This window comes from Roseateles sp. (genome assembly GCF_047654785.1).
Classification (GTDB): domain Bacteria; phylum Pseudomonadota; class Gammaproteobacteria; order Burkholderiales; family Burkholderiaceae_C; genus Pelomonas.
Map to the genome: position 1 here is coordinate 1,778,667 of NZ_JASGKQ010000003.1, position 19,492 is coordinate 1,798,158.

Annotated in this window: 14 protein-coding genes and 1 pseudogene; 6 read left to right on the forward strand and 9 right to left on the reverse strand. The window is 72.7% G+C overall.

Features of this window, described 5'->3' with window-relative positions; all coding sequences use genetic code 11:
- The first annotated feature begins 1 nt into the window (after position 1).
- Genes QM788_RS17245 through wecB form a run of 6 tightly spaced genes read left to right on the forward strand, consistent with a single transcriptional unit; the run spans position 2 to position 8,647 of the window.
- The gene (locus QM788_RS17245) at positions 2-1,234 is read left to right on the forward strand and encodes a glycosyltransferase (protein ID WP_415662684.1); all 1,233 of its coding nucleotides are present in this window, start codon (positions 2-4) and stop codon (positions 1,232-1,234) included.
- 22 nt (positions 1,235-1,256) lie between these two features.
- The gene (locus QM788_RS17250; RefSeq protein ID WP_415662685.1) at positions 1,257-2,717 is read left to right on the forward strand and encodes an oligosaccharide flippase family protein; all 1,461 of its coding nucleotides are present in this window, start codon (positions 1,257-1,259) and stop codon (positions 2,715-2,717) included.
- A gap of 12 nt (positions 2,718-2,729) precedes the next feature.
- Positions 2,730-4,799 carry a GNAT family N-acetyltransferase gene (locus QM788_RS17255; protein WP_415662686.1) on the forward strand — a complete coding sequence of 690 codons (2,070 nt, stop codon included), beginning with the start codon at positions 2,730-2,732 and terminating at the stop codon, positions 4,797-4,799.
- Positions 4,800-4,810: 11 nt separating this feature from the next.
- On the forward strand, positions 4,811-5,845 hold the full coding sequence (locus QM788_RS17260; protein WP_415662687.1) for a glycosyltransferase family 4 protein: 1,035 nt from the start codon (positions 4,811-4,813) through the stop codon (positions 5,843-5,845).
- A gap of 8 nt (positions 5,846-5,853) precedes the next feature.
- Positions 5,854-7,527 carry an asparagine synthetase B family protein gene (locus QM788_RS17265; protein WP_415662688.1) on the forward strand — a complete coding sequence of 558 codons (1,674 nt, stop codon included), beginning with the start codon at positions 5,854-5,856 and terminating at the stop codon, positions 7,525-7,527.
- A 19-nt stretch (positions 7,528-7,546) separates the two neighbouring features.
- Entirely contained in the window at positions 7,547-8,647 is a 1,101-nt protein-coding gene (gene wecB / locus QM788_RS17270) for a non-hydrolyzing UDP-N-acetylglucosamine 2-epimerase (protein ID WP_415662689.1), read from the forward strand.
- A 24-nt stretch (positions 8,648-8,671) separates the two neighbouring features.
- Here the strand turns inward: wecB and QM788_RS17275 are convergent, their stop codons facing one another.
- From QM788_RS17275 to QM788_RS17315, 9 genes and pseudogenes are all read right to left on the reverse strand, one after another.
- Positions 8,672-9,760: an acyltransferase family protein gene (locus QM788_RS17275; protein ID WP_415663001.1), complete on the reverse strand. Its 1,089-nt coding sequence runs from the start codon at positions 9,758-9,760 to the stop codon at positions 8,672-8,674.
- Positions 9,761-9,848: 88 nt separating this feature from the next.
- A pseudogene (locus QM788_RS17280) lies at positions 9,849-10,580 on the reverse strand (acyltransferase family protein); the annotation flags it as partial.
- Between the two features lie 5 nt (positions 10,581-10,585).
- The gene (locus QM788_RS17285; protein WP_415662690.1) at positions 10,586-11,536 is read right to left on the reverse strand and encodes a polysaccharide deacetylase family protein; all 951 of its coding nucleotides are present in this window, start codon (positions 11,534-11,536) and stop codon (positions 10,586-10,588) included.
- Entirely contained in the window at positions 11,533-12,852 is a 1,320-nt protein-coding gene (locus QM788_RS17290; RefSeq protein WP_415662691.1) for a putative O-glycosylation ligase, exosortase A system-associated, read from the reverse strand. The genes QM788_RS17285 and QM788_RS17290 overlap by 4 nt, the downstream gene beginning before the upstream one ends.
- On the reverse strand, positions 12,845-14,038 hold the full coding sequence (locus QM788_RS17295; protein WP_415662692.1) for a glycosyltransferase family 4 protein: 1,194 nt from the start codon (positions 14,036-14,038) through the stop codon (positions 12,845-12,847). Before QM788_RS17295 ends, QM788_RS17290 begins: the two co-directional genes overlap by 8 nt.
- Before the next feature lie 16 nt (positions 14,039-14,054).
- Positions 14,055-15,278: a TIGR04063 family PEP-CTERM/XrtA system glycosyltransferase gene (locus tag QM788_RS17300; RefSeq protein WP_415662693.1), complete on the reverse strand. Its 1,224-nt coding sequence runs from the start codon at positions 15,276-15,278 to the stop codon at positions 14,055-14,057.
- Positions 15,275-17,212 (reverse strand): XrtA/PEP-CTERM system amidotransferase, encoded by a 1,938-nt coding sequence (locus QM788_RS17305; RefSeq protein WP_415662694.1) that lies wholly within the window; start codon positions 17,210-17,212, stop codon positions 15,275-15,277. The genes QM788_RS17300 and QM788_RS17305 overlap by 4 nt, the downstream gene beginning before the upstream one ends.
- Before the next feature lie 102 nt (positions 17,213-17,314).
- Positions 17,315-18,451 carry a TIGR03088 family PEP-CTERM/XrtA system glycosyltransferase gene (locus QM788_RS17310; RefSeq protein WP_415662695.1) on the reverse strand — a complete coding sequence of 379 codons (1,137 nt, stop codon included), beginning with the start codon at positions 18,449-18,451 and terminating at the stop codon, positions 17,315-17,317.
- Complete coding sequence (locus QM788_RS17315) at positions 18,448-19,491, reverse strand: hypothetical protein (RefSeq protein ID WP_415662696.1); 1,044 nt, start codon at positions 19,489-19,491, stop codon at positions 18,448-18,450. The genes QM788_RS17310 and QM788_RS17315 overlap by 4 nt, the downstream gene beginning before the upstream one ends.
- Between the last annotated feature and the right edge of the window lies 1 nt (position 19,492).

The window sequence follows — 19,492 nt, forward strand, 5'->3', positions numbered from 1 at the left end:
CATGTCCCATCCCACACGGCGGCGCGCGCTGCTGATCGCCTACCACTTCCCGCCGCTCGCAGGCTCCAGCGGCATCCAGCGCACGCTGCGGCTCGCGCAGCACCTGCCGCAACTCGGCTGGGACGTCTCCGTGCTGACCTGCCAGCCCCGTGCCTACGAGCGCGTGGCCGAGGACCTGCTGGCCGAGGTTCCGGCCGAGGTCCATGTCGAGCGCGCCTTCACGCTGGATGCCGCGCGCCACCTGTCCATCGGCGGCCGCCACTTCGCCTGGACGACCCGGCCCGACCGCTGGGCCTCGTGGCGCCTGGACGGCGTGCGCCGCGGCCTCGCGCTGCTCGAGCGCCTGCCGCACCACGCCATCTGGAGCACCTACCCCATCCCGACCGCGCACGTGATCGGCGCGGCGCTGGCCCGGCGCAGCGGCCTGCCCTGGATCGCCGACTTCCGCGACCCGATGGTGCAGCCCACCTACCCGGCCGATGCCGTCACGCGCGCCCAGTGGGCCCGGCTGGAAGCCCTGACCTGCGCCCGGGCGCGGCTGGTCACCGTCACCACGCCGGGCACGCAGCGCGAGATGCAGGCCCGCCACCCCGGCGCGCGCATCGAGCTGATGGAGAACGGCTACGACGAGGCCAGCTTCGCCGCCGCGCCGCAGGCCGCCGCCGCGCCGCTGCACCCCGGCGCCATCACGCTGCTGCACAGCGGCATCGTCTATCCCTCGGAGCGCGACCCGACGCAGTTCATCGAGGCGCTGGCACTGCTGCGCGCCGAGGGCTTCGATGCCCGGCAGCTCCGGGTGCGCTTCCGTGCGCCGGTGCATGCGGAGCTGATCACCGGGCTGACGGCAGGCCTGGGCGTCGCCGACATGGTGGAGGTGCTGCCCGCCGTGAACTACCGGGCCGCGCTCGAAGAGATGCAGCGCGCCGACGGCCTGCTCGTCATGCAGGCCGCCAACTGCAATGCGCAGGTTCCGGCCAAGGTCTATGAATACCTGCGCGCCGGCCCGAAGATCGTGACGCTCGCCGACCCGGCCGGCGACACGGCCCAGGTGCTGCGCGACGCCGGCGTCACGAGCCAGGCGCCGCTGGACGATGCGCCCGCCATCGCCGCGCTGCTGCGCCGGCTCTGCCAGCGCGATGCGGCGCTCCAGCTGAGCCCGACGCCGCAGGCCGTGACCGGCGCGTCCCGCTGGGCCCGCAGCGAGCAGTTCGTGCGCTGGCTGGAGGCGCTGTGAGCCTGCGGCACGGCAAGCCCTCATGAGCGTCCACCGCGCACTGCGGGTCACGGGGCTGGCCACCGGGATCAACTTCGTGCTCGCGATGGGCAGCTCGATCATCGTGGCCCGGCTGCTGTCGCCGCGCGAGATCGGCATCTACTCCATCGCCGTGACGCTGGTCAGCCTCGGCCACATGCTGCGCGACTTCGGCGTGGGGCAGTACCTGGTCAAGCTCAAGGAAGTGACCCGCCAGGACCTGCGGGCCGCCTTCAGCATCATGCTGTTCACGTCCTGGACCGTGGCCGGCCTGATGGTGGCACTGTCCCCGGTGGCGGCGCGCTTCTACGGGCAGCCCGGCGTCGGCCGGGTCTTCTACGTGCTGGCCGCCAACTTCGCGCTGCTGCCCTTCGGGGCCTACATCCTGAGCATGCTCAAGCGCGAGATGGACTTCAACGCGGTGGCCAAGATCAACATTGCCTCCGGCATCGCCAGCACCATCGTCACCCTGGGCAGTGCCTGGCACGGCGCCAGCTACATGAGCATGGCCTGGGGCTCGCTGGCCGGCGTCGTGACCACCATCATCGGGCTCGCCGCCGCCCGGCCCGCGCTGGCCCTGCTGCCGCCGACGCTGCGCGGGCTGGGGCCGGTGCTCAAGTTCGGCGGCACCGCCAGCCTGGCCAACCTGATCAGCCGCATGGACGACGGCGGCGCCGACCTGGTGCTCGGCAAGACCATGTCCGTCGAGGCCGTCGCCCATTTCAGCCGGGCCAACAGCCTGCTGACGATGATCTGCGGCAAGGTCAACGAGGTGCTGCTGCAGGTGTTCGCCCCGGCCTTCGCCAAGGGCCTGCGCGAGGGCCAGGCGCCCGCGCCGCTGCTGGCGCGCGCGATCGAGTCGCACACCGGGCTGCAGATCCCGCTGGTGCTGATGCTGGCCCTGGTCGCCAAGCCGATGATCCTGCTGCTGTTCGGCAGCCAGTGGCAGGAAGCCGCCGACATCGCCCCCTGGGTCACGCTGTGGGCCGTGCTCGCCGCGCCCATCCAGCTGGCCTACAGCGCGCTGGCCGCGGGCGGCCACGCGAGCGCCGTGCTGCGCGCCAGCGCCATCAGCAGCACGACGCTGCTGACGGTGCTGCTGTCCTCGCTCGTCCTCGACCTGCGGCAGCTCGCCTTCGCGCTGCTGCTGTTCCGCATCGGCGCCCTGTGGACCTGGCAGGCGCAGCTGCGCCACCACTACGGCTTCGACTGGCGCTGGCTGTGGCAGGCCTGCCGGCGCAGCCTGCTGCTGGGCCTGCTGACGGCCGTGCCGGCCGCGCTGGCCGCCGTCGCGCTGGCCGCCCTGTGGCCCGATGCGCCGCCGTTCTGGCACATCGTCCTCGTCGGCGGGGTGGGCAGCCTCGCCTATGTGGCGATGATGCGGCGCGGCCGGCACCCGCTGCGCGACGAGCTGCTGCGCATGGCGCCGCCGCTGCACTGGCTGCTGGGCCGCCCGGCCCGATGAGGTCCGACCGCGATGGACGCCCGGCCCGCCGCCGTTGCCACGCTTGACTGGCAGCTCCACCCGCTGCCGCCGGCCCAGGGCCTGGGGCCGCATCGCGGTGCCTGGGACGACCTCCACCGGCGCCTGGCGGACGGCCACCCGCTGCGCGACGGCGCCTTCGTCGACGGCCTGCTGCGCCACTTCGGCGATCAGGGCGCGCTGCTCGCCAGCGCCCGCCACCAAGGCGAGGCGGTGGCCATGCTGCTGCTCGAGCCGCACGCGCGTGGCCAGGGCGTCTGGTCCGGCTTCCTGCCCCCGCAGACCCAGGCCGGCCTCGGCCTGATGCCGTCCGGGCTGGACCTGCGCGGCCTGCTCGCCGCGCTGCCGGGCAGCGCCAGCGAGCTGGCGCTGCCCGGCCCGGCCGTGCGCAGCCAGCCCCGGGGGCTGGCGATGGCCATCGGCCTGCAAGGCGGCTTCGACGGCTACTGGGCCCGGCGGCCCGAGGCCCTGTTGCGGGACATGGACCGGCAGGAGGCGGCGCTCGGCGGCGCGCGGCTGGACATCGCCGACGAGCCCGAGGCGATCGCCGCCGCGGTCGTGCGCCACGCGGCGCTGCAGCGCCGCCTGCGGGCGCCCGAGGGCCGCAGCGGCGGCGCGCAGGAGCGCTTCGATGCCGAGGTCATGGCCGCCTTCGCCGCGCGCGGCGAGGCCCTGGTGTACGAGCTCTGGCTGGGCGATGCGCTGCTGGCCTCGCGCCTGGTGCTGTCGCCGCGCGGCGGCACGGCCCTGATGCTCAAGGCGAGCTTCGACGAGCGCGTCGAACACCTCGCGCCAGGCCGCGTGCTGCTGAAGCGCATGTTGGCGGACCTGTTCCAGCGCCTGCCCGGCGGCACCGTCGAGTTCTACGCCGAGGCCGGGGCCGACCTGCTCGCCTGGTCCACCGCGCAGCACCGGATCCACCACGTCAGCCTGCGCCGCATCGGCAGCCTGCCGCCGACGCGCAGGCAGAGCCCGCCCGAGGCCGCCGGCGCCGGCGTCGAGCGCTTCGGCCATGTGCGCGAGCTGCCCGCCGACGCGCTCGCGCTGCTCGCGCAGGCCGAGCAGCGGCACATCGAGTTCGGCGCGGACTGGTACGCCAACCTCGCCGACACCGTCTACGCCGGCCACGACCTGCGCTGGCAGGTGCTGCGCCGCCAGGGCCGGGTGCTCGCGGTGCTGCCCACCGTCGCGCAGACGACGGCGCTGGGCCGCGAGGTGGGCGCGCTGGCCAACTTCTATACCGCCCTCTTCGCTCCCGCGCTGGCCGAGGGCGTCGAGGCCGGGGACCTGCTGCCGCTGACCCGGGCACTGCGCCAGGACGGCGCCGGTGCAGCCGCCTACCGCTTCGCGCCCATGGATCCGGCCGCGCGCGAGTTCGCCGTGCTCGCGCAGGCGCTGCGGCTGGCCGGCCTGAAGGTGTGCCGCTATTTCGCCTTCGGCAACTGGTACGAGCCGGTGTGCCAGGGCTGGGCCGACTACCTGAAGGCCCGCAGCGGCCAGCTGCGCAGCACCCTCAGGCGCAATGCGAAGAAGTTCGCCGCCGAGGGCGGCCGGCTGGAGATCGTCCAGGGCGGCGACGGGCTGGCCGCCGCGCTGGCCGCCTACCAGGCCGTCTACGCGCACAGCTGGAAGGTGCCCGAGCCCTACCCCGAGTTCATGCCCGGCCTGGTGCGCCTGTGCGCGCGCCGCGGCTGGCTGCGCCTGGGCCTGGCCTGGCTGGGCGACAAGCCGGTGGCGGCGCAGATCTGGATCGTCGCCAACGGCCGCGCCGACATCTACAAGCTCGCCTACGACGAAAGCCACAAGGCCCTGGCCCCGGGCACGCTGCTGACGGCGCACCTGATGGCGCATGCGCTCGACGTGGACCGCGTGCGCGAAGTCGACTACCTGATCGGCGACGACCCCTACAAAGCCACCTGGATGAGCCAGCGCCGCGAACGCTGGGGCCTGGTGGCCTACGATGCCCTTACGCTGCGTGGTCTGGCCGGCCTCGCGGGCCAGACCTTCGGCGAGGCCTGGCGCCGGCTGCAAAGCAGGCCTGCGGCCCGGACCCGCAACTCCTGAAAGGCATCGTCATGCGCATTGCTGCCATTTCCTACCCGGCGCTGTTCCAGGCCATCGGCGGGTTGCAGGTCCAGATGCTGGAGACCGTCGCGGCCGTCCGCCGCACCGCCCATGACATGGTGCTGATCGACCCCGTCCGCGAGAAGTTCACCGACTTCGACCTGCTGCATGTGTTCGCCTGCGTCCACGGCAATTACACCCTCGTGCGGCGGGCGCAGTCCCTGCACGTGCCGGTGGTGGTGTCGTCGCTGATGCAGCCCCACTGGACGCGCACCCTGGGCATGACGGCGCGCGGCGCCGAGCGCGTGCTGGGCCGGCTGACCGGCTGGCATGTGCGCACCGAGTACTCCCAAATGTGGCGCTGCCTGCATTGGGCCGAGCGCTGCGTGTCGCTAGGCCGGCTCGAAACCCAGACCTTGCAGCAGGCCTTCCAGGTGCCCGCGGCCAAGATCGCCGAGGTGCCCAACGGCGTCCCCCCGCGCTTCTTCGACGCCACGCCCGACGCGGCCCTGGCCCATTACGGCCTGCGGCCCGGCTATGTGCTGTGCGTGGGCAGCGTCAACTCGCACAAGAACCAGTTGGGGCTGGGCCGGCAGCTCGTGCTGGTCGGGCAATGCCTGCCGGCCGACGCGCCCTACCTGAAGCAGGTGCTGGAACTGCCCGACACCCGCCACCTGGGCGCGCTGTGCTACGACGACCCGCTGCTGCCCGGCCTGTATGCGGGTGCCGGCGTGCTGGCGCTGGTCAGCCAGTCCGAGGTGATGCCGCTGGTGGTGCTGGAAGCGCTGGCCGCCGGGGTTCCGGCGGTGATGACGCGGCGCCACGGCATGGGCACGGCCGGCATGGCGGGCTGCCTGACCGAAGTGGACCCCGACGACACCGACGCCATCCGCCGCGCGCTGCAGCAGATGCTGGCCGATCCCCCGGACGCGGCGCGCTGCCGCGCCACCGTCGCCCACCTGTGCTGGGACGAGGTGGCGCAGCAACTGCTCACCGTCTACCAGAATGCCATTGCAACCCGCGCGGGCTCGACGCCCGTGCATTGACGACAAACATGCACCTTCACGCTCCCTCTCCCGACACCCCCTTCGCCGCCGGCGCCCCCCGCTTCGCGACGCCCGTGGCCGATGCCCATGCGGCCTGGCAGCTGGCCTATGCCCAGAAGGGCGCCGCCTGCGCGGCCGGCGTGGGCGGCGAGTTCGCCGTGGCGCTGGACCTGCCCGGCGGCGGCGCCTGGCTGGCGGTGGACCGCTTCGCCATCCACAGCCTCTGCTACGCGGTACATGACGGCCGGCTGCACTGGGCGACGCGCGCCGACGAGCTGGCGCGGCGCCTGGGCCTGACCGAGCTGGATCCGCAGGCGCTGTTCGCCTACCTCTTCCACCACTGCATCCCGTCGCCGCACACCATCTACGCCGGCATCCAGCGCCTGCCGGCCGCGCACTACGCGCTGTTCGAGAACGGCCGGCTGACCGTCGCGCCCTACTGGACGCCACGCTTCGACGAGCAGGCCCGCCCCGACTTCGACGCGCTGCGCGACGAGTTCCGCGGCATCCTGCGCAGCGCCGTGCGCGAGCGGCTGACGGGCGACGGCAAGACTGCCTGCTTCCTGTCCGGCGGCACCGACAGCTCCACCGTCTGCGGCCTGCTGCGCGAGGCCACCGACCGGCCGCCGGCCAGCTACTCCATCGGCTTCGAGGCCGAGGGCTACGACGAGATGGAGTACGCCCGCATCGCGGCGCGCGCCTACGGCGCCGACCACCACGAGTACTACGTGACGCCGGCCGACCTGGTGCGCGCGATTCCCGACGTCGCGGCTCACTACGACCAGCCCTTCGGCAACTCCTCCGCCGTGCCGGCCTTCTACTGCGCCGGCAAGGCGCGCGCCGACGGCTACACCCGCCTGCTGGCCGGCGACGGCGGCGACGAACTGTTCGGCGGCAACACGCGCTACGCGAAGGAAGGCGTGTTCGAGGTCTACGGCCGCATCCCGGCGCCGCTGCGCGCCGTGATGGACCCGCTGTTCCTGAACCCGGTCACCGACAGCATCCCGCTGCTGAAGAAGGGCGGCAGCTACATCCGCCAGGCCCGCGTGCCCATGCCCGACCGCATGCAGAGCTACAACCTGCTGGACCGCATCGGCCTGGCCGAGATCTTCACGCCCGGCTTCCTGGCCGCCGTGAACACCGACGCGCCGCGCGAGCACCAGCGCGCCACCTGGGCCGCCGGGCCGCGACAGGCCAGCCTGGTCAACCAGATGCTGACCTTCGACTGGCGCTACACGCTGGCCGAGAACGACCTGCCCAAGGTCGTCGGCACGAGCGCGCTGGCCGGCATGGACGTGAGCTTCCCGCTGCTGGACACGCGGCTGCTGGACTTCTCGCTGAAGCTGCCCACCGACTACAAGCTCAAGGGCGTGAAGCTGCGCTGGTTCTTCAAGGAGGCGCTGCGCGGCTTCCTGCCGGACGAGATCATCACGAAGAAGAAGCACGGCTTCGGCCTGCCCTTCGGCCCCTGGGCCGTCAAGGACGCGGCGCTGAACGCGCTGGCCGCCGAGTCGCTGCGCGGCATCGCCGCGCGCGGCCTGATCCGCCAGGACTTCGTCGAGACCCTGCTGACGCGCCACCTGCGCGAACAGCCGGGCTACTACGGCGAACTGGTGTGGATCCTGATGATGCTGGAGCAGTGGCTCCGCAAGCACGCCCCGAACTACCGCATGGCCGCCTAACCCCCGAAAGCACCCTGACATGGCTTCCACCCGACCCCTGATCCACCTGATCGCCGGCGCCCGCCCCAACTTCATGAAGATCGCGCCCATGGTGCGCGCGCTGCAGCAGGACGGCCGGCTGCGCTTCGAGCTGATCCACACGGGCCAGCACTTCGACCACGACATGAACGACGTCTTCTTCCAGGAGCTCGGCATCCCCCAGCCCGACCAGCGCCTGGGCTGCGGCGGCGGCAGCCACGCCGAGCAGACCGGCAAGATCATGCTCGCCTACGAGGCGCTGCTGCAGACCTCGCGGCCGGACTGCTGCGTCGTCGTCGGCGACGTGACCTCGACGCTGGCCTGCGCGCTGGTCGCCAAGAAGGCGCAGATCCCGGTCGCCCACGTCGAGGCCGGACTGCGCAGCGGCGACATGGCCATGCCCGAGGAGATCAACCGCCTGGTCACCGACGCGATCACCGACTGGTTCTTCATCACCGAGCCCTCCGGCCGCCTGCACCTGGAGAAGGAGGGCAAGCCCGCCGACGTGCTCTACGACGTCGGCCACGTGATGGTGGACAACCTGCTCTACCAGCAGGCCAAGCTCGTCGCCCAGCCGCAGCCCGACGCGCTGAAGGCGGGGCTGGAGCGCTACGCGGTCGTCACGCTGCACCGGCCGAGCAACGTCGACGGCGAGGACAACCTGCGCCGCGCCATCGGCGTGGTCAACCAGCTGGCCGAGGACATCCCGGTGGTCTTCCCGATGCACCCGCGCACCCGCAAGGGGCTGGAGACGCACGGCATCGCGGTCGGCGCCAACGTCCACCTGCTGACGCCGCAGCCCTACATGGCCTTCCTGAACCTGTGGCGCGACGCGACCCTGGTGCTGACCGACAGCGGCGGCCTGCAGGAGGAGACCACGGCGCTGGGCGTGCCCTGCGTGACGATGCGCGAGACGACCGAGCGGCCGGTCACCGTCGACGAAGGCAGCAACGTGCTCGCGGGCACCGACCCGGCGAACGTGCTGGCCGCCTGCCGCGCGGTGCTCGCCGGCCACGGCAAGAAGGGCCGCCGGCCCGCGCTGTGGGACGGCAAGGCCGCCGAGCGCATCGTCGCCGTGCTGGCCGAGCGCCTGGGCGCCTGAGGGCCGCCCGGCCTCGACTTCGGCCTAGCCGCCGGACGGCGCGACCAGCGGCCGCAAGGCCCGGTCCGCCAGCAGCCGCGCGCCAGCCAGGCTGAGGTGGTTGTCGTCGAAGTACAGCGGCCGGCCGGCCGCGTCGATGACCTCGCAGTGCCCCGTGCCGCACAGCGCCTGCCCGACCGCGATGCGCCGCGCGCCGGTGGCCGCCGCGACGCGCTCCAGCAGCGCCAGCGCGGCGGCCTCGCGGCGCAGGTAGTCGCGCTGCGCCATGCCGAAGCCCGCCAGGTCCTGCCCGCGCCGCTGGCGCTGGGCCAGCGCGGCGGGCACGGCGTAGCCATAGGTCGGCACCGGGTCGAGCAGCCAGACCTGCTTGCCCGCGTCGACCAGCGCCTGCGCGGCCCGGCGCAGCCCCTGCTCATAGTCCGCGGCCTTGGCGGCGTCGCCCAGGTAGCCCGAGGTGCGGCTGGCCAGCAGCACGCGGTCGACGCGGGCATCCGCCGCCAGCGCCTTCAGCACGGCCTCGTTGTGCGGGGCGCAGTAGGGCAGGTTCGGCGGCGAGAACCCGTCGGTGGGCGGGCAACCCGAGGCCGTCAGCATGGCCAGGCTGCGGCCCGCCCCCGGCTGCCCGGCCAAGGCCGCGGCGATCTCCACGCCATGGCTGTCGCCCCACACGGCCAGCTGGCGCGGGGCCTGGGCCGGGCCGAACTGGCAGCGGTCGGCATAGCCGAGCTGCAGTTGCCGGCTCACATGGCAGCGCTCCCGCGCCGGGTTGGCGTCGCCGGCCGCCGCCAGCAGCGTGTTGGCCGGCGTGGCGGCCTCGCGCGCACGGTGCCCGGCCCCCCACAGCCCCGCCGCCAGCAGCAGGCAGGCGCCGATGGCCGCCGCCCCCGCCCACAGCATGCGGCGCTGGGGCCAGGCCGATTGGCGCACCGGCGTCTCGACCCAGCGCAGCGAGGCCCAGGCCAGCGCCACGGCCAGCAGCACCGCGACGCCCGCCTGCACCGGCCCCGGGTGGCCCAGCAGCAGGTGCCGCGCGAACACCAGCGCCGGCCAATGCCACAGGTAGAGCGAAAAACTCAGCGCGCCGATCCAGCGCAGCGGCCGCCAGGCCAGCAGCCGGCTGGCCGCGCTCCCCCCCCCCCCGGCCGGCCTCGATCAACGCGCCCGCGCCCAGGCAGGGCCACAGCGCGGCCAGGCCGGGGAAGGCCGAGTCCGGCTTCAGGCCCACGCAGGCCGTGCCGATGGCCGCCAGGCCGGCCCAGCCCAGCCCCTGGCGCCACGCGGCGGGCAAGGGCGGCAGCTCGCGCGCGCCGCGCAGGGCCAGCAGCGATCCCACCATCAGCTCGCAGGTGCGTGACAGCGCCGAATAGAAGGCCAGCGGCACGTCGCGCGCCAGCAGGAACTGCGCATAGGCCAGCGACGCCAGCCCCAGCCCCGCCAGCACCCAGGCGATCGCACCGCGCGCCCAGCGGTGCAGCGCCGCGAGCAGCAGCGGGAAGACGATGTAGTACTGCTCCTCGACCGCCAGCGACCAGGTGTGCACCAGCGGCTTGAGCTCGGTCGCGCCGTCGAAATAGCCGGTCGTGCGGTAGAGCTCCAGGTTGGAGGCGAACAGCCCCGTCGCGCCCAGCGTGCGGGCGAACTCGACCAGCGCCGGCGGCGTCAGCAGCAGCCAGGCCGCCAGCGACACGACGGCCAGCATCGCGAACAGCGCCGGGAAGATGCGCCGGATGCGCGCCGCATAGAACGCGCCGATGCTGTAGCTGCCGCGCTCCAGCCGCTGCAGCAGCAGGGACGTGATCAGGTAGCCCGAGATGACGAAGAACACGTCCACGCCCACATAGCCGCCCGGCAGCCACTGCGGCCAGGCGTGGAACACGACGACCGGGACGATGGCGAGCGCCCGCAAGCCCTCGATGTCGGCGCGGAAGCGCATCGGGTTCAGTTCGACAGGTTGCGCAGCAGCCGCAGCCCGAACTTCAGCCGGCCGCGGTCCCAAGGCGTGAAGCGCGGGATCTGGAACGGGTCGTCGCCGCGCCGCGCCGCCGCCCAGCGCGTGGAGACGGCGGCGTCGAAGCCCAGCTCGCGCACGAGGGCCGGATGCACTTCGGGCAGGTAGTCGGTGCCGGGCTTGCCGTTGGGGTAGGCGAACAGGCCCACCCGCTCGCCCAGCAGCCGCTCCAGCACGTCGCGGCTACGGCCGATCTCGTCGGCGGCGGCCTGCGGCGACAGCGTCGCCAGGATGGGGTGGCTGACCGTGTGCGCGCCGATCTGCATGCCGGCGGCGCGCAGCGCGCGCACCTGGCCGGAGCTCATCATCAGGTCGTCGGGCAGCGGGCTTTCGGCGCGCGCGGCGATCGCGGCCACGCAGGCCAGGCGCGGCTCGGGCGCGAGGTATTTGACGCGCGGGATCAGCGCCCCCAGCAGCGCGCGGCGGTCCGCGAGCGCGTGCCGGCCGAGGTCGGCGCCCTGGGCGTCGCTCAGGCCGCGCAGGTCCAGCTCGGCCAGCGGGCTGCGGCGCACGGCCTCGATCAGCGTGTCGTTCCACATGCGGCCGCCGTCCAGGAAGCCGGTGGCGATGAAGAAGCTGCACGGCAGGCCGTGCTTGCGCAGCAGCGGCAGCGCGACGTCGTGGTTGTCGGCATAGCCGTCGTCGAAGGTCAGCACCGCGGCGCGGGCCGGCAGGCTGCCGTCCTGCAGCCGGCGCGCGGCCTGGTCCAGCGGCAGCACGTCGAACCACGACTTGACCCAGCCCAGCAGTTCGTCGAAGCGCGCCGCGTCGACCTCGTCCGGGAACAGCGGGTCGGGCTCGCGCAGCACGCGGTGGAAGATCAGCACGGACAGCCGCGCGCGCGGGCCGGCCGGCGAGAGCAGGCGGAAGAAGGGGGTCATGTGCGCAAGGCCACGTCGGGCTTTTTCTTGAAGCGGCGGGACAGCCAGGCCGGCAGCACGACCAGCGGCTCGGGCACCTCCTTCAGCCAGGCCTTGTTCGCCATCCAGCGCTGGCCGATCACGGCCATCGCCATCATGTTGTAGGGCAGGTCCCAGTAGGACAGGCTCAGGAAGGCGCCGCCCACCGCATAGCCCGCGAAGCTCACCTGCAGCATCGCGCCGAGGTCGGACAGCCACTGCGTCTCGGGCTGGCGCCGGCCCTGGGTGCGCAGCTTGCCCGCCGTGCCGAAGGCCAGGCAGAACAGCAGCAGGAACAGGAACAGGCCGATGAAGCCATGCTCGCCCAGCACCATGAAGTAAATGCTGTGCGCGGCATGCACGGCCGTCGGATCGGGCGCGTAGGTGGCGAAGATCGCCGCGTTGGACACCATGAAGCCACCGCCGAAGAAGTTGTCCTTGGCCAGGTTCCACGCCATCCACCAGGCGTTGATGCGGCCCAGCGCCGAGGCGTCCTGGTCATAGGTCTCGATGGTGTTCATGCGCGCCCACCACTCGGCCGGCATCATCGACAGCAGCGCGCCGCCTACCACCAGCATGCCCACGGCCATGACGAGCTTGTTATTGCCGCGCCACCACATCACCACCGCCATCGCCGCGATCGCCAGCAGCGCGCCGCGCGAATGGCTGCCCAGCGCCGCGGCGGCCATCAGCGCCATCGCCACCGACATCGCATGCCGGCTCCAGCGGCCCGTCATCTGCATCTGCAGGAAGCGCATCAGCGGGATGGTCATCACGATGGCCAGCGCGACCTCGTTGTTGCCCTCGATGTAGGTGCTGGTGGGCCCCCAGACCCGGAAGCTGCCGCCCGTCGCGATGGTGAAGGCGCCGCCCTTGACGCCGTAGAAGGCGATGGACAGGACGTTGACCCAGATGAACAGCATCAGGTGCCGCCGGCTGTACAGCACCACCAGGGTCACGAGCACCATCAGGTCGATCTTGATGACGCGCTTCCAGAGGTCGTAGCTGGGCTCGAACAGGAAGGAGAACGGCAGCGTGATGCACATCCAGGCCATGAACAGCATGAGCACGATCTGCTCGCGCCCCAGCGAGAAGTCCTTGCGGTCCTTGGTGATCAGCAGGCCCAGCAGCGTCGCGCCGCCGATGGCCGCCGCCACCGGCAGGCTGCTCAGCTGCCAGGAGAGCTGGTGCGGGTTCATGATGCTCAGCCAGGTCCAGCCCAGCACGCCGATCCAGGGCTGGCGGAAGGCCCGCAGCACGATCCACAGCAGCATGGGCGCCAGCAGCAGGTCACGCATGGGGAACGCCTTTCGTCACGGATCGCATCAGGGTCGCCAGCCGCGCCGCGCTGTTGGCCCATGAATAGCCCTCGGCGACACGCCGGGCCGGCAGCCGGTCGACCGGCCGGGGCAGCCAGCGGCGCAGCGCCTCGGCGATGGCCGCCGCGCTGCGCTCGGCCAACAGCTCGCCCGCCCCGGGCGCATCACCCAGCACCTCGGGAATGCCGCCGACCGCGCTGGCCAGCGCCGGCGTGCCGCAGGCCAGGGCCTCCAGCAAGGCGTTGGGCAGGCCCTCGCGGCTGGACGGCATCAGGAACAGGTCGGCGGCGTTGTACCAGGCCGGCAGGTCGGCATTCGCCACCGGGCCGAGCAGCCGCACGCGCGCGCCCAGGCCGAGACGCTCGATCAGCGCCTCCAGCCGCGGCCGCTCCGGCCCCTCGCCGGCGATGGCCAGGCGCAGCGCCGGCCAGCCCTCGCGCAGCGCATGGACGGCCTCGACCAGCAGTGCATGGCCCTTGAGTTCGACCAGGTTGCCCACGCTCAGCAGCAGCGGCGCGTCGGCCTCCAGGCCGAGCGCCGCCCGCGCGGCAGGCCGCTCCTGCGGCGTGAAGCGGTCCAGGTCCACGCCGTTGCGGATCACGTGCAGCTTGCCGGCCGCCACGCCCCAGCCGTGCAGCACCTCGACCAGCGCCTGGCTGACGCCGATGCAGGCGCTGGCCTGCGCGCAGGCGTCCAGCATGCGCTGGCGCGCGCGGCCGTCCCGGCCGATCAGGTTCAGGTCGGAGCCGCGCGCGGTGATCAGCAGCGGCTTGCCGTAACGCCGCGACAGCGCGGCGGCGGCCACGCCGTCGGGGTAGAAGTAGTGCGCGTCGATCAGGTCGAACCGGGCGCCCGTGCGGTCGATCCACGCGGCCGCGGCGCGCGCCATGGCGTCGGGCTGCCAGGCCATGCCGACCTTGGGCAGCATCAGGTAGCGCGGATGCGCCACCGGCTGGCCCTGCCAGTCCTCCTCGGCCGGCGTGCGCGCCCAGGCACCGTACTCGCCGAAGCGCTCGCCGCGCAGCGGGAACCACGGCACGGGCGCCAGCACCTGGGCGTCGAAGCCGTGCCGCTGGCGCAGCTCACGCAGCCGCGCGGCCACGAACAGGCCATGCCGGGGCCGGGCGCTGCTCGGGAACAGCGAGGTGAAGGTCAGCAGCCGCACGGCGATCCGATGCCGGCTAGCGCGCAGCAGCGCGCAGGCGCTGGTAGGCGGCCGGGTAGTTCGCCACCGACGCGCGCCAGTTGCGCTCCGTCTCGACGAAGCGCCGGCCCTGCGCGCGCAGCTGCGGCCAGCGCTCGCGCGCGTCCAGCAGGCGCAGCACGGCGGCGGCCAGCGCGTCGGCGCTGCCGGCCTGGAACAGCGCGCCGGTCTCGCCGTCGCGGATCAGCTCGCGGTGGCCGCCCACATCCGAGGCGACGAGGATGCGGCCCTGGGCCATCGCCTCCAGCGGCTTCAGCGGCGTGACCAGCTCGGTCAGGCGCATCGAATGGCGCGGGTAGACGAGCACGTCCACCAGGTCGTAGTAGCGGTTGACCTCGGCGTGCGGCACGCGGCCGGTGAACACGACCTTGTCGGCCACGCCCAAGCGCGCAGCCTGCGCCTTCAGCGCCGCGTCCTGCGGCCCGCCGCCGACCAGCAGCACGCGCACGTCGGGGCGGCGCGCCAGCAGCACGGGCAGCGCCTGCAGCAGCAGGTCCAGCCCCTCGTAGGCGTAGAAGGAGCCGATGAAGCCCAGCACCGTCGCGCCCGTGAGGCCCAGGCGGGTCTTCAGCGCCTCGTCGGGCTGGCCGCCGGGCTCGAAGTTCTCGATGTCGACCGCGTTCGGGATGACCGTGACCTTGTCCGCCGCGATGCCGCGCGCGACGATGTCGCCGCGCAGGCCCTCGCAGATCGTGAACACGTGGCCGGCGCGCTTCAGCGCATGGGTCTCCATCGCGCGGGTCAGGCGGTAGCGCAGGCTGCCCTCGCGGGTCGTGCCATGGTCCACGGCCGCGTCCTCCCAGAAGGCGCGCACCTCGTAGGCCACCGGGATGCCCAGCCGCCGCCCCACCTTCAGCGCCGGCAGCGCGTTGAGCACCGGCGAGTGGGCGTGGATGACGTCGGGCTTCACCGCGCGCGCCACCTGCTCCAGCCGCAGCTGCAACGCCTTCATCAGCTTGAACTCGCCGAGGCCGGGCAAGGCCGCGGTGGGCACCTCGGGCGTGCGGAAGAAATGCCAGCCCTCGACGTCCTCCTCCAGCGCGCCGTCGGCCTTGCCGGCCAGCCCGAGCGTGTGCTTGGGGCTGGTCAGGTGGAAGGTCTCCCAGCCCAGCGCGCGCTGGCCGCCCAGCAGCGCCAGCGAGCGGAAGGTGTAGCCCGAGTGCAGCGGGATGGAGTGGTCGAAGACGTGCAGCACCCTCATGCGACCACCTCCGGCACCGGCAGGCCGGTGGACTCGGGCGCATCGACGACCTGGCGCAGAAAGCCCTCGAACATCATCAGCGTCCACAGCGGCGCACTGAAGTCGCTCTGCCCGCTCTGGTGGCGGTCCACCAGTTGGCGCAGGTAGGCGGGCTCGAACCAGCCGGTGTCGGCCAGGCGCTCGCCCAGCACCGCGTCGCGCACGCGCTGGCGCAGCGGGCCGCGGAACCAGCGTGCCAGCGGCACGGCGAAGCCCATCTTCGGGCGGTACAGCACGTCGTTCGGCAGCAGCGGCTCCATCGTCTTCTTGAACAAATACTTGCCCTCGCCGTCGCGCAGCTTGTAGTGCGAGGGCAGCGTGGCCAGCCACTCCACCAGCGGGTGGTCCATCAACGGCTCGCGCACCTCCAGGCTGTGCGCCATCGACGCGCGATCGACCTTGGTGTTGATGTCGCCGACCAGGTAGGTCTTGGTGTCGAGGTACTGGATCAGCGCCAGCGGATCCTCGGTGCCGGCATTGGCCGCGTGGCGCTCGAACACGGCGAGCGCGTCGTAGCCGGCCAGCTCGCGCTTGAGCTTCGGCGAGAACAGCGCCTGCCGCATCGGGCCGCGCATGATGGACATGGAGTGGAAATACGCCTGCACGCTGCTGCGCGCCAGGCCCTCGAAGGTGGTCTTGGCGCGCACGAAGCGCGGCGCCCAGTCCATCTTGGGGTAGAGCCGGCCCAGCGTGCCGAACAGCGGCCGGCGCAGGCCCTGCGGCATGGCGGCGCGCATGCGCTCTTCCATCATGTGCAGCCGGTAGCGGCGGTAGCCGCCGAAGCTCTCGTCGCCGCCGTCGCCGGAGAGCGCCACCGTCACATGGCGGCGCGCGAGCTGGCTGACGCGGTAGGTGGGGATGGCCGAGCTGTCGGCATAGGGCTCGTCGTACAAGCGGGCCAGCGTGTCGATGAGGTCGAAGTCGTCGCTGGCCACCGTCTGCACGCGGTGGTTGGTGCGGTAGCGGTCGGCCACCATCTGCGCGAACTCGACCTCGTTGAACTTCGGGTCGTCGAAGCCCATCGAGCAGGTGTTGACCGGCTCGCTGCCCTGCAGCCCGGCCATCAGCGCGACGACGGCACTGGAATCGACGCCGCCGGACAGGAAGGCGCCCAGCGGCACGTCGGCCTTGAGCCGCAGCCTGACGGCCTCCTTCAGCCGCTCGTGCAGTTCGGCCTCGGCATCGCGCTGCGAGATCGGGTTGTCCAGCGTGAAGCGCACGTCCCAGTAAGGCTTGGGCACGGGCACGGGTTCGCCGCGCTTCCACAGCACGCGATGGCCGGGCTCGAGCTTGCGCGCGGCCTTGAAGATGGTGCGCGGATCGGCCACGTAGCCGAGCGAGAAATACTCCTCGAGGGCCTGCGGCTCCAGCTCGCGCGGCATGCCGCCGTGGGCCAGCAGGCTCTTCAGCTCGGAGCCGAACAGCAGCCAGCCGTCGTCCAGCAGCGCGTAGTGCATGGGCTTGACGCCGAGGCGGTCGCGCGCCATGAACAGCGTCTGGCGGCGGCGGTCGTGCAGCGCGAAGGCGAACATGCCGCGCAGGTGGTGCACGCAGTCCTCGCCCCACTGCTCCCAGGCGCGCACGATGGTTTCGCTGTCGCTCTTGGTGCGGAACTGGTGGCCCAGCGCGCCCAGCTCGGCCATCAGCTCCTGGTAGTTGTAGATCTCGCCGTTGAAGACCAGGGCCACCGACTTGTCGTCGTTGAAGATGGGCTGCTGGCCGGTGGCGATGTCGATGACCGACAGCCGGCGGTGGCCCAGGCCCAGGCCGGGCTCGACGTACAGCTCGCCTTCATCCGGCCCGCGGTGGTGCTGGGACTCGTTCATGCGATGCAGGCGCTCGCGTTCGGGCGCGCGTCGCTCGCGGATGTCGAAAAGGCCGGTGATGCCGCACATGGATGGGAGCTGACGATGTCAATCTTTGGTGAAAGGAGGATTCTTACCGAGCTTCACGGCGCCTCCCGGCACCGGGCGCGGCGGGCGTGAAGTCGTGACGGGCTACCCCCCCGACTGCGGGAGCGCGGCGGCATACAGCCGGCCGTAGGCCGCCACCATGGCGTCCAGGCTGAACTGCTCGCACACCCGGGCCCGCGCCGCCGCCGCCAGCCGCTGGCGCAGCGCCGGATCGCGGACCAGCCGGGCCAGCGCGTCGGCCAGCGCCGCGCCGTCCTGCGCCGGCACCAGCAGGCCGCTGAGGTCCTGCTCCACCAGTTCCGGGTTGCCGCCCACGCGGGTCGCCACCGGCGCGCAGCCGCTGGCCATGGCCTCCAGCAAGGTGTTGCTGATGCCCTCGGCCTGCGAGGGCAGCGCGAAGAGGTCGAACTGCGGCAGCAGCTCGGCCACGTCGCTGCGGTCGCCCGGCAGCCAGGCCCGGTCGGCCGCGCCGGCCTGGGCGAGCCGCTCGCGCGCGGCATCCAGCAGTGCGCCGCCGCCCAGCATCGCCAGCCGCAGCCGCGGCCAGTCGGCCGGGCACAGCTCGCGCAGGCGCAGGAAGGCGTCGATCAGGTTGAGCGGGTCTTTCACCGCCTGCATGCGGCCGACGGCGCCGATGACGAGGTGCTCGCCGCGCCGGTACGGCCAGGCGGCCGGCACGCCGGTGGCCGGTGCGAAGCGCTGCGTGTCCACGCCGTTGCAGATGCGCTGCACGCGCGCGGGCGCGACGCCCACGGGCCCGGTCAGATAGGTCTCGATGGCCCGCGACAGCGCGACGAAGCGGTGCACGCCGACGCCGTAGACGCGGCGCAGCCGCTGGTTGCGGACGTTCTCGCCGCCGAGGTCGCCCACGTCCCAGCCATGCTCGCCATGGATGCGCAGCGGCACGCGCGCGGCCCAGGCGGGCCACTGGAACTCCATCGCGCCGAGGTTGCGCGTGTGCACGATGGCCGGGCGCAGTTCGCGCAGCAGCCGATACACGCGCGGGTAGAGCCAAATCCCCTGCCCCGGCGGCTTGTGCAGCGCGATGAACTGCGTGCCGGGCGCCTTCACGCGGTCCTTGAACGCCGTGACCTCGGTGACCGCGATCACCGCATGCCGGAACTGCGGCAGGTGGTTGATGAGGTTGACGACGCCGTTCTCCAGCCCGCCGGTGTCGAAGCGGTTCAGCAGGTGTGCAACGAGGGGGCGGCTGTCCGTCACGGGGTGTGCAGCGCGTCGGCGCCGGCCTTCATGGCCAGGGCCAGGCCCAGCCGGTTGAGATGCCCGTCATAGGGGCCGACGTCCAGCGACAGCGGTGAGACCGCCCCATGCCGCGCATAGACGGGCTCCAGGTCCACGACGTCGGCGCCGCCCCGGCGCAGGGCGTCGATCAGATGGGCGCGCTGGAACTCGTCCGCCCCCTCGGGCCGGCCCGCCGGGCTGCGGAGGCCGTCCACCAGGATCACGAGCCGCCCCGCCACATGGGGCTTGGCGACGCGGAAGAACTCCTGCACCGCCGCGTCGATGACGCGGCGCTCCGCCGCCAGGGCCGCTGCCGACGGCGCGACGCGCGCACGCGCGCCGACGTCCGCCGCGGGTGCCTGGCGGGTCAGCATCTCCGCCAGGAAATGCCGGCCGTCCAGCTTGACCTGGCCGAACAGGTACTGCAGCAGCGCGCTGTGCCTGGCCAGGCGCTTGAACGGCCCGGGCTCGGGCAGGCGCTGGACCCGGGACTCCAGCGTGGCGGGGTCCAGGCAGCGGCTGTGGACGTTGCCGGACCCGCAGCGCACCTGCCGGGCATCGCTGCGCTCCAGCAGCAGCACCATGTCGCGCACGCCGTAGTTCTCGTGCGCCCAGCGGATGCGCTGCGCATAGTCGAGCAGCGCCGTGCCGGGGCTGCCCATCGCAAAGACCTTGCGGCCGGGCAGCAGCCGCTCCAGCTGCGCACCGGCGCGGGCGTCCGCGTCCAGCATGCTGCCTTCGACGTAGCTGTCGCCGATCAGGGCCACGGCGTCCGGGTCCCGGACGAAATCATGGTCCGCGAGAAAGCCCTGGGCGTTGGCCTGCAGCCGCTGCGGGTTGCGCAGGTCCCAGCCGGTGGAAGCGACCCAGCGGTGGCCCGGCGGATAGGTCAGCAGCTCGGGGTCGCCGTGGTAGCCGGTCAAGGTGGCCGTGGACACGGGCAGCAGCCGGCACAGCAGCTCCAGCCCTGCCAGCGTCAGGAGCACGCCGGCCGCGATGCGCAAGCGGGTGGTCGCCATG

Excerpts from the sequence above, each read along its gene's own strand:
- QM788_RS17245 (WP_415662684.1), top strand. The coding sequence starts at position 2 with ATGTCCCATCCCACACGGCGGCGCGCGCTGCTGATCGCCTACCACTTC.
- QM788_RS17300 (WP_415662693.1), bottom strand. The coding sequence starts at position 15,278 with ATGAGGGTGCTGCACGTCTTCGACCACTCCATCCCGCTGCACTCGGGC.
- QM788_RS17290 (WP_415662691.1), bottom strand. The coding sequence starts at position 12,852 with ATGCGTGACCTGCTGCTGGCGCCCATGCTGCTGTGGATCGTGCTGCGG.
- QM788_RS17305 (WP_415662694.1), bottom strand. The coding sequence starts at position 17,212 with ATGTGCGGCATCACCGGCCTTTTCGACATCCGCGAGCGACGCGCGCCC.
- QM788_RS17260 (WP_415662687.1), top strand. The coding sequence starts at position 4,811 with ATGCGCATTGCTGCCATTTCCTACCCGGCGCTGTTCCAGGCCATCGGC.
- QM788_RS17285 (WP_415662690.1), bottom strand. The coding sequence starts at position 11,536 with ATGACCCCCTTCTTCCGCCTGCTCTCGCCGGCCGGCCCGCGCGCGCGG.
- QM788_RS17265 (WP_415662688.1), top strand. The coding sequence starts at position 5,854 with ATGCACCTTCACGCTCCCTCTCCCGACACCCCCTTCGCCGCCGGCGCC.
- QM788_RS17315 (WP_415662696.1), bottom strand. The coding sequence starts at position 19,491 with ATGGCGACCACCCGCTTGCGCATCGCGGCCGGCGTGCTCCTGACGCTG.
- QM788_RS17250 (WP_415662685.1), top strand. The coding sequence starts at position 1,257 with ATGAGCGTCCACCGCGCACTGCGGGTCACGGGGCTGGCCACCGGGATC.
- wecB (WP_415662689.1), top strand. The coding sequence starts at position 7,547 with ATGGCTTCCACCCGACCCCTGATCCACCTGATCGCCGGCGCCCGCCCC.
- QM788_RS17255 (WP_415662686.1), top strand. The coding sequence starts at position 2,730 with ATGGACGCCCGGCCCGCCGCCGTTGCCACGCTTGACTGGCAGCTCCAC.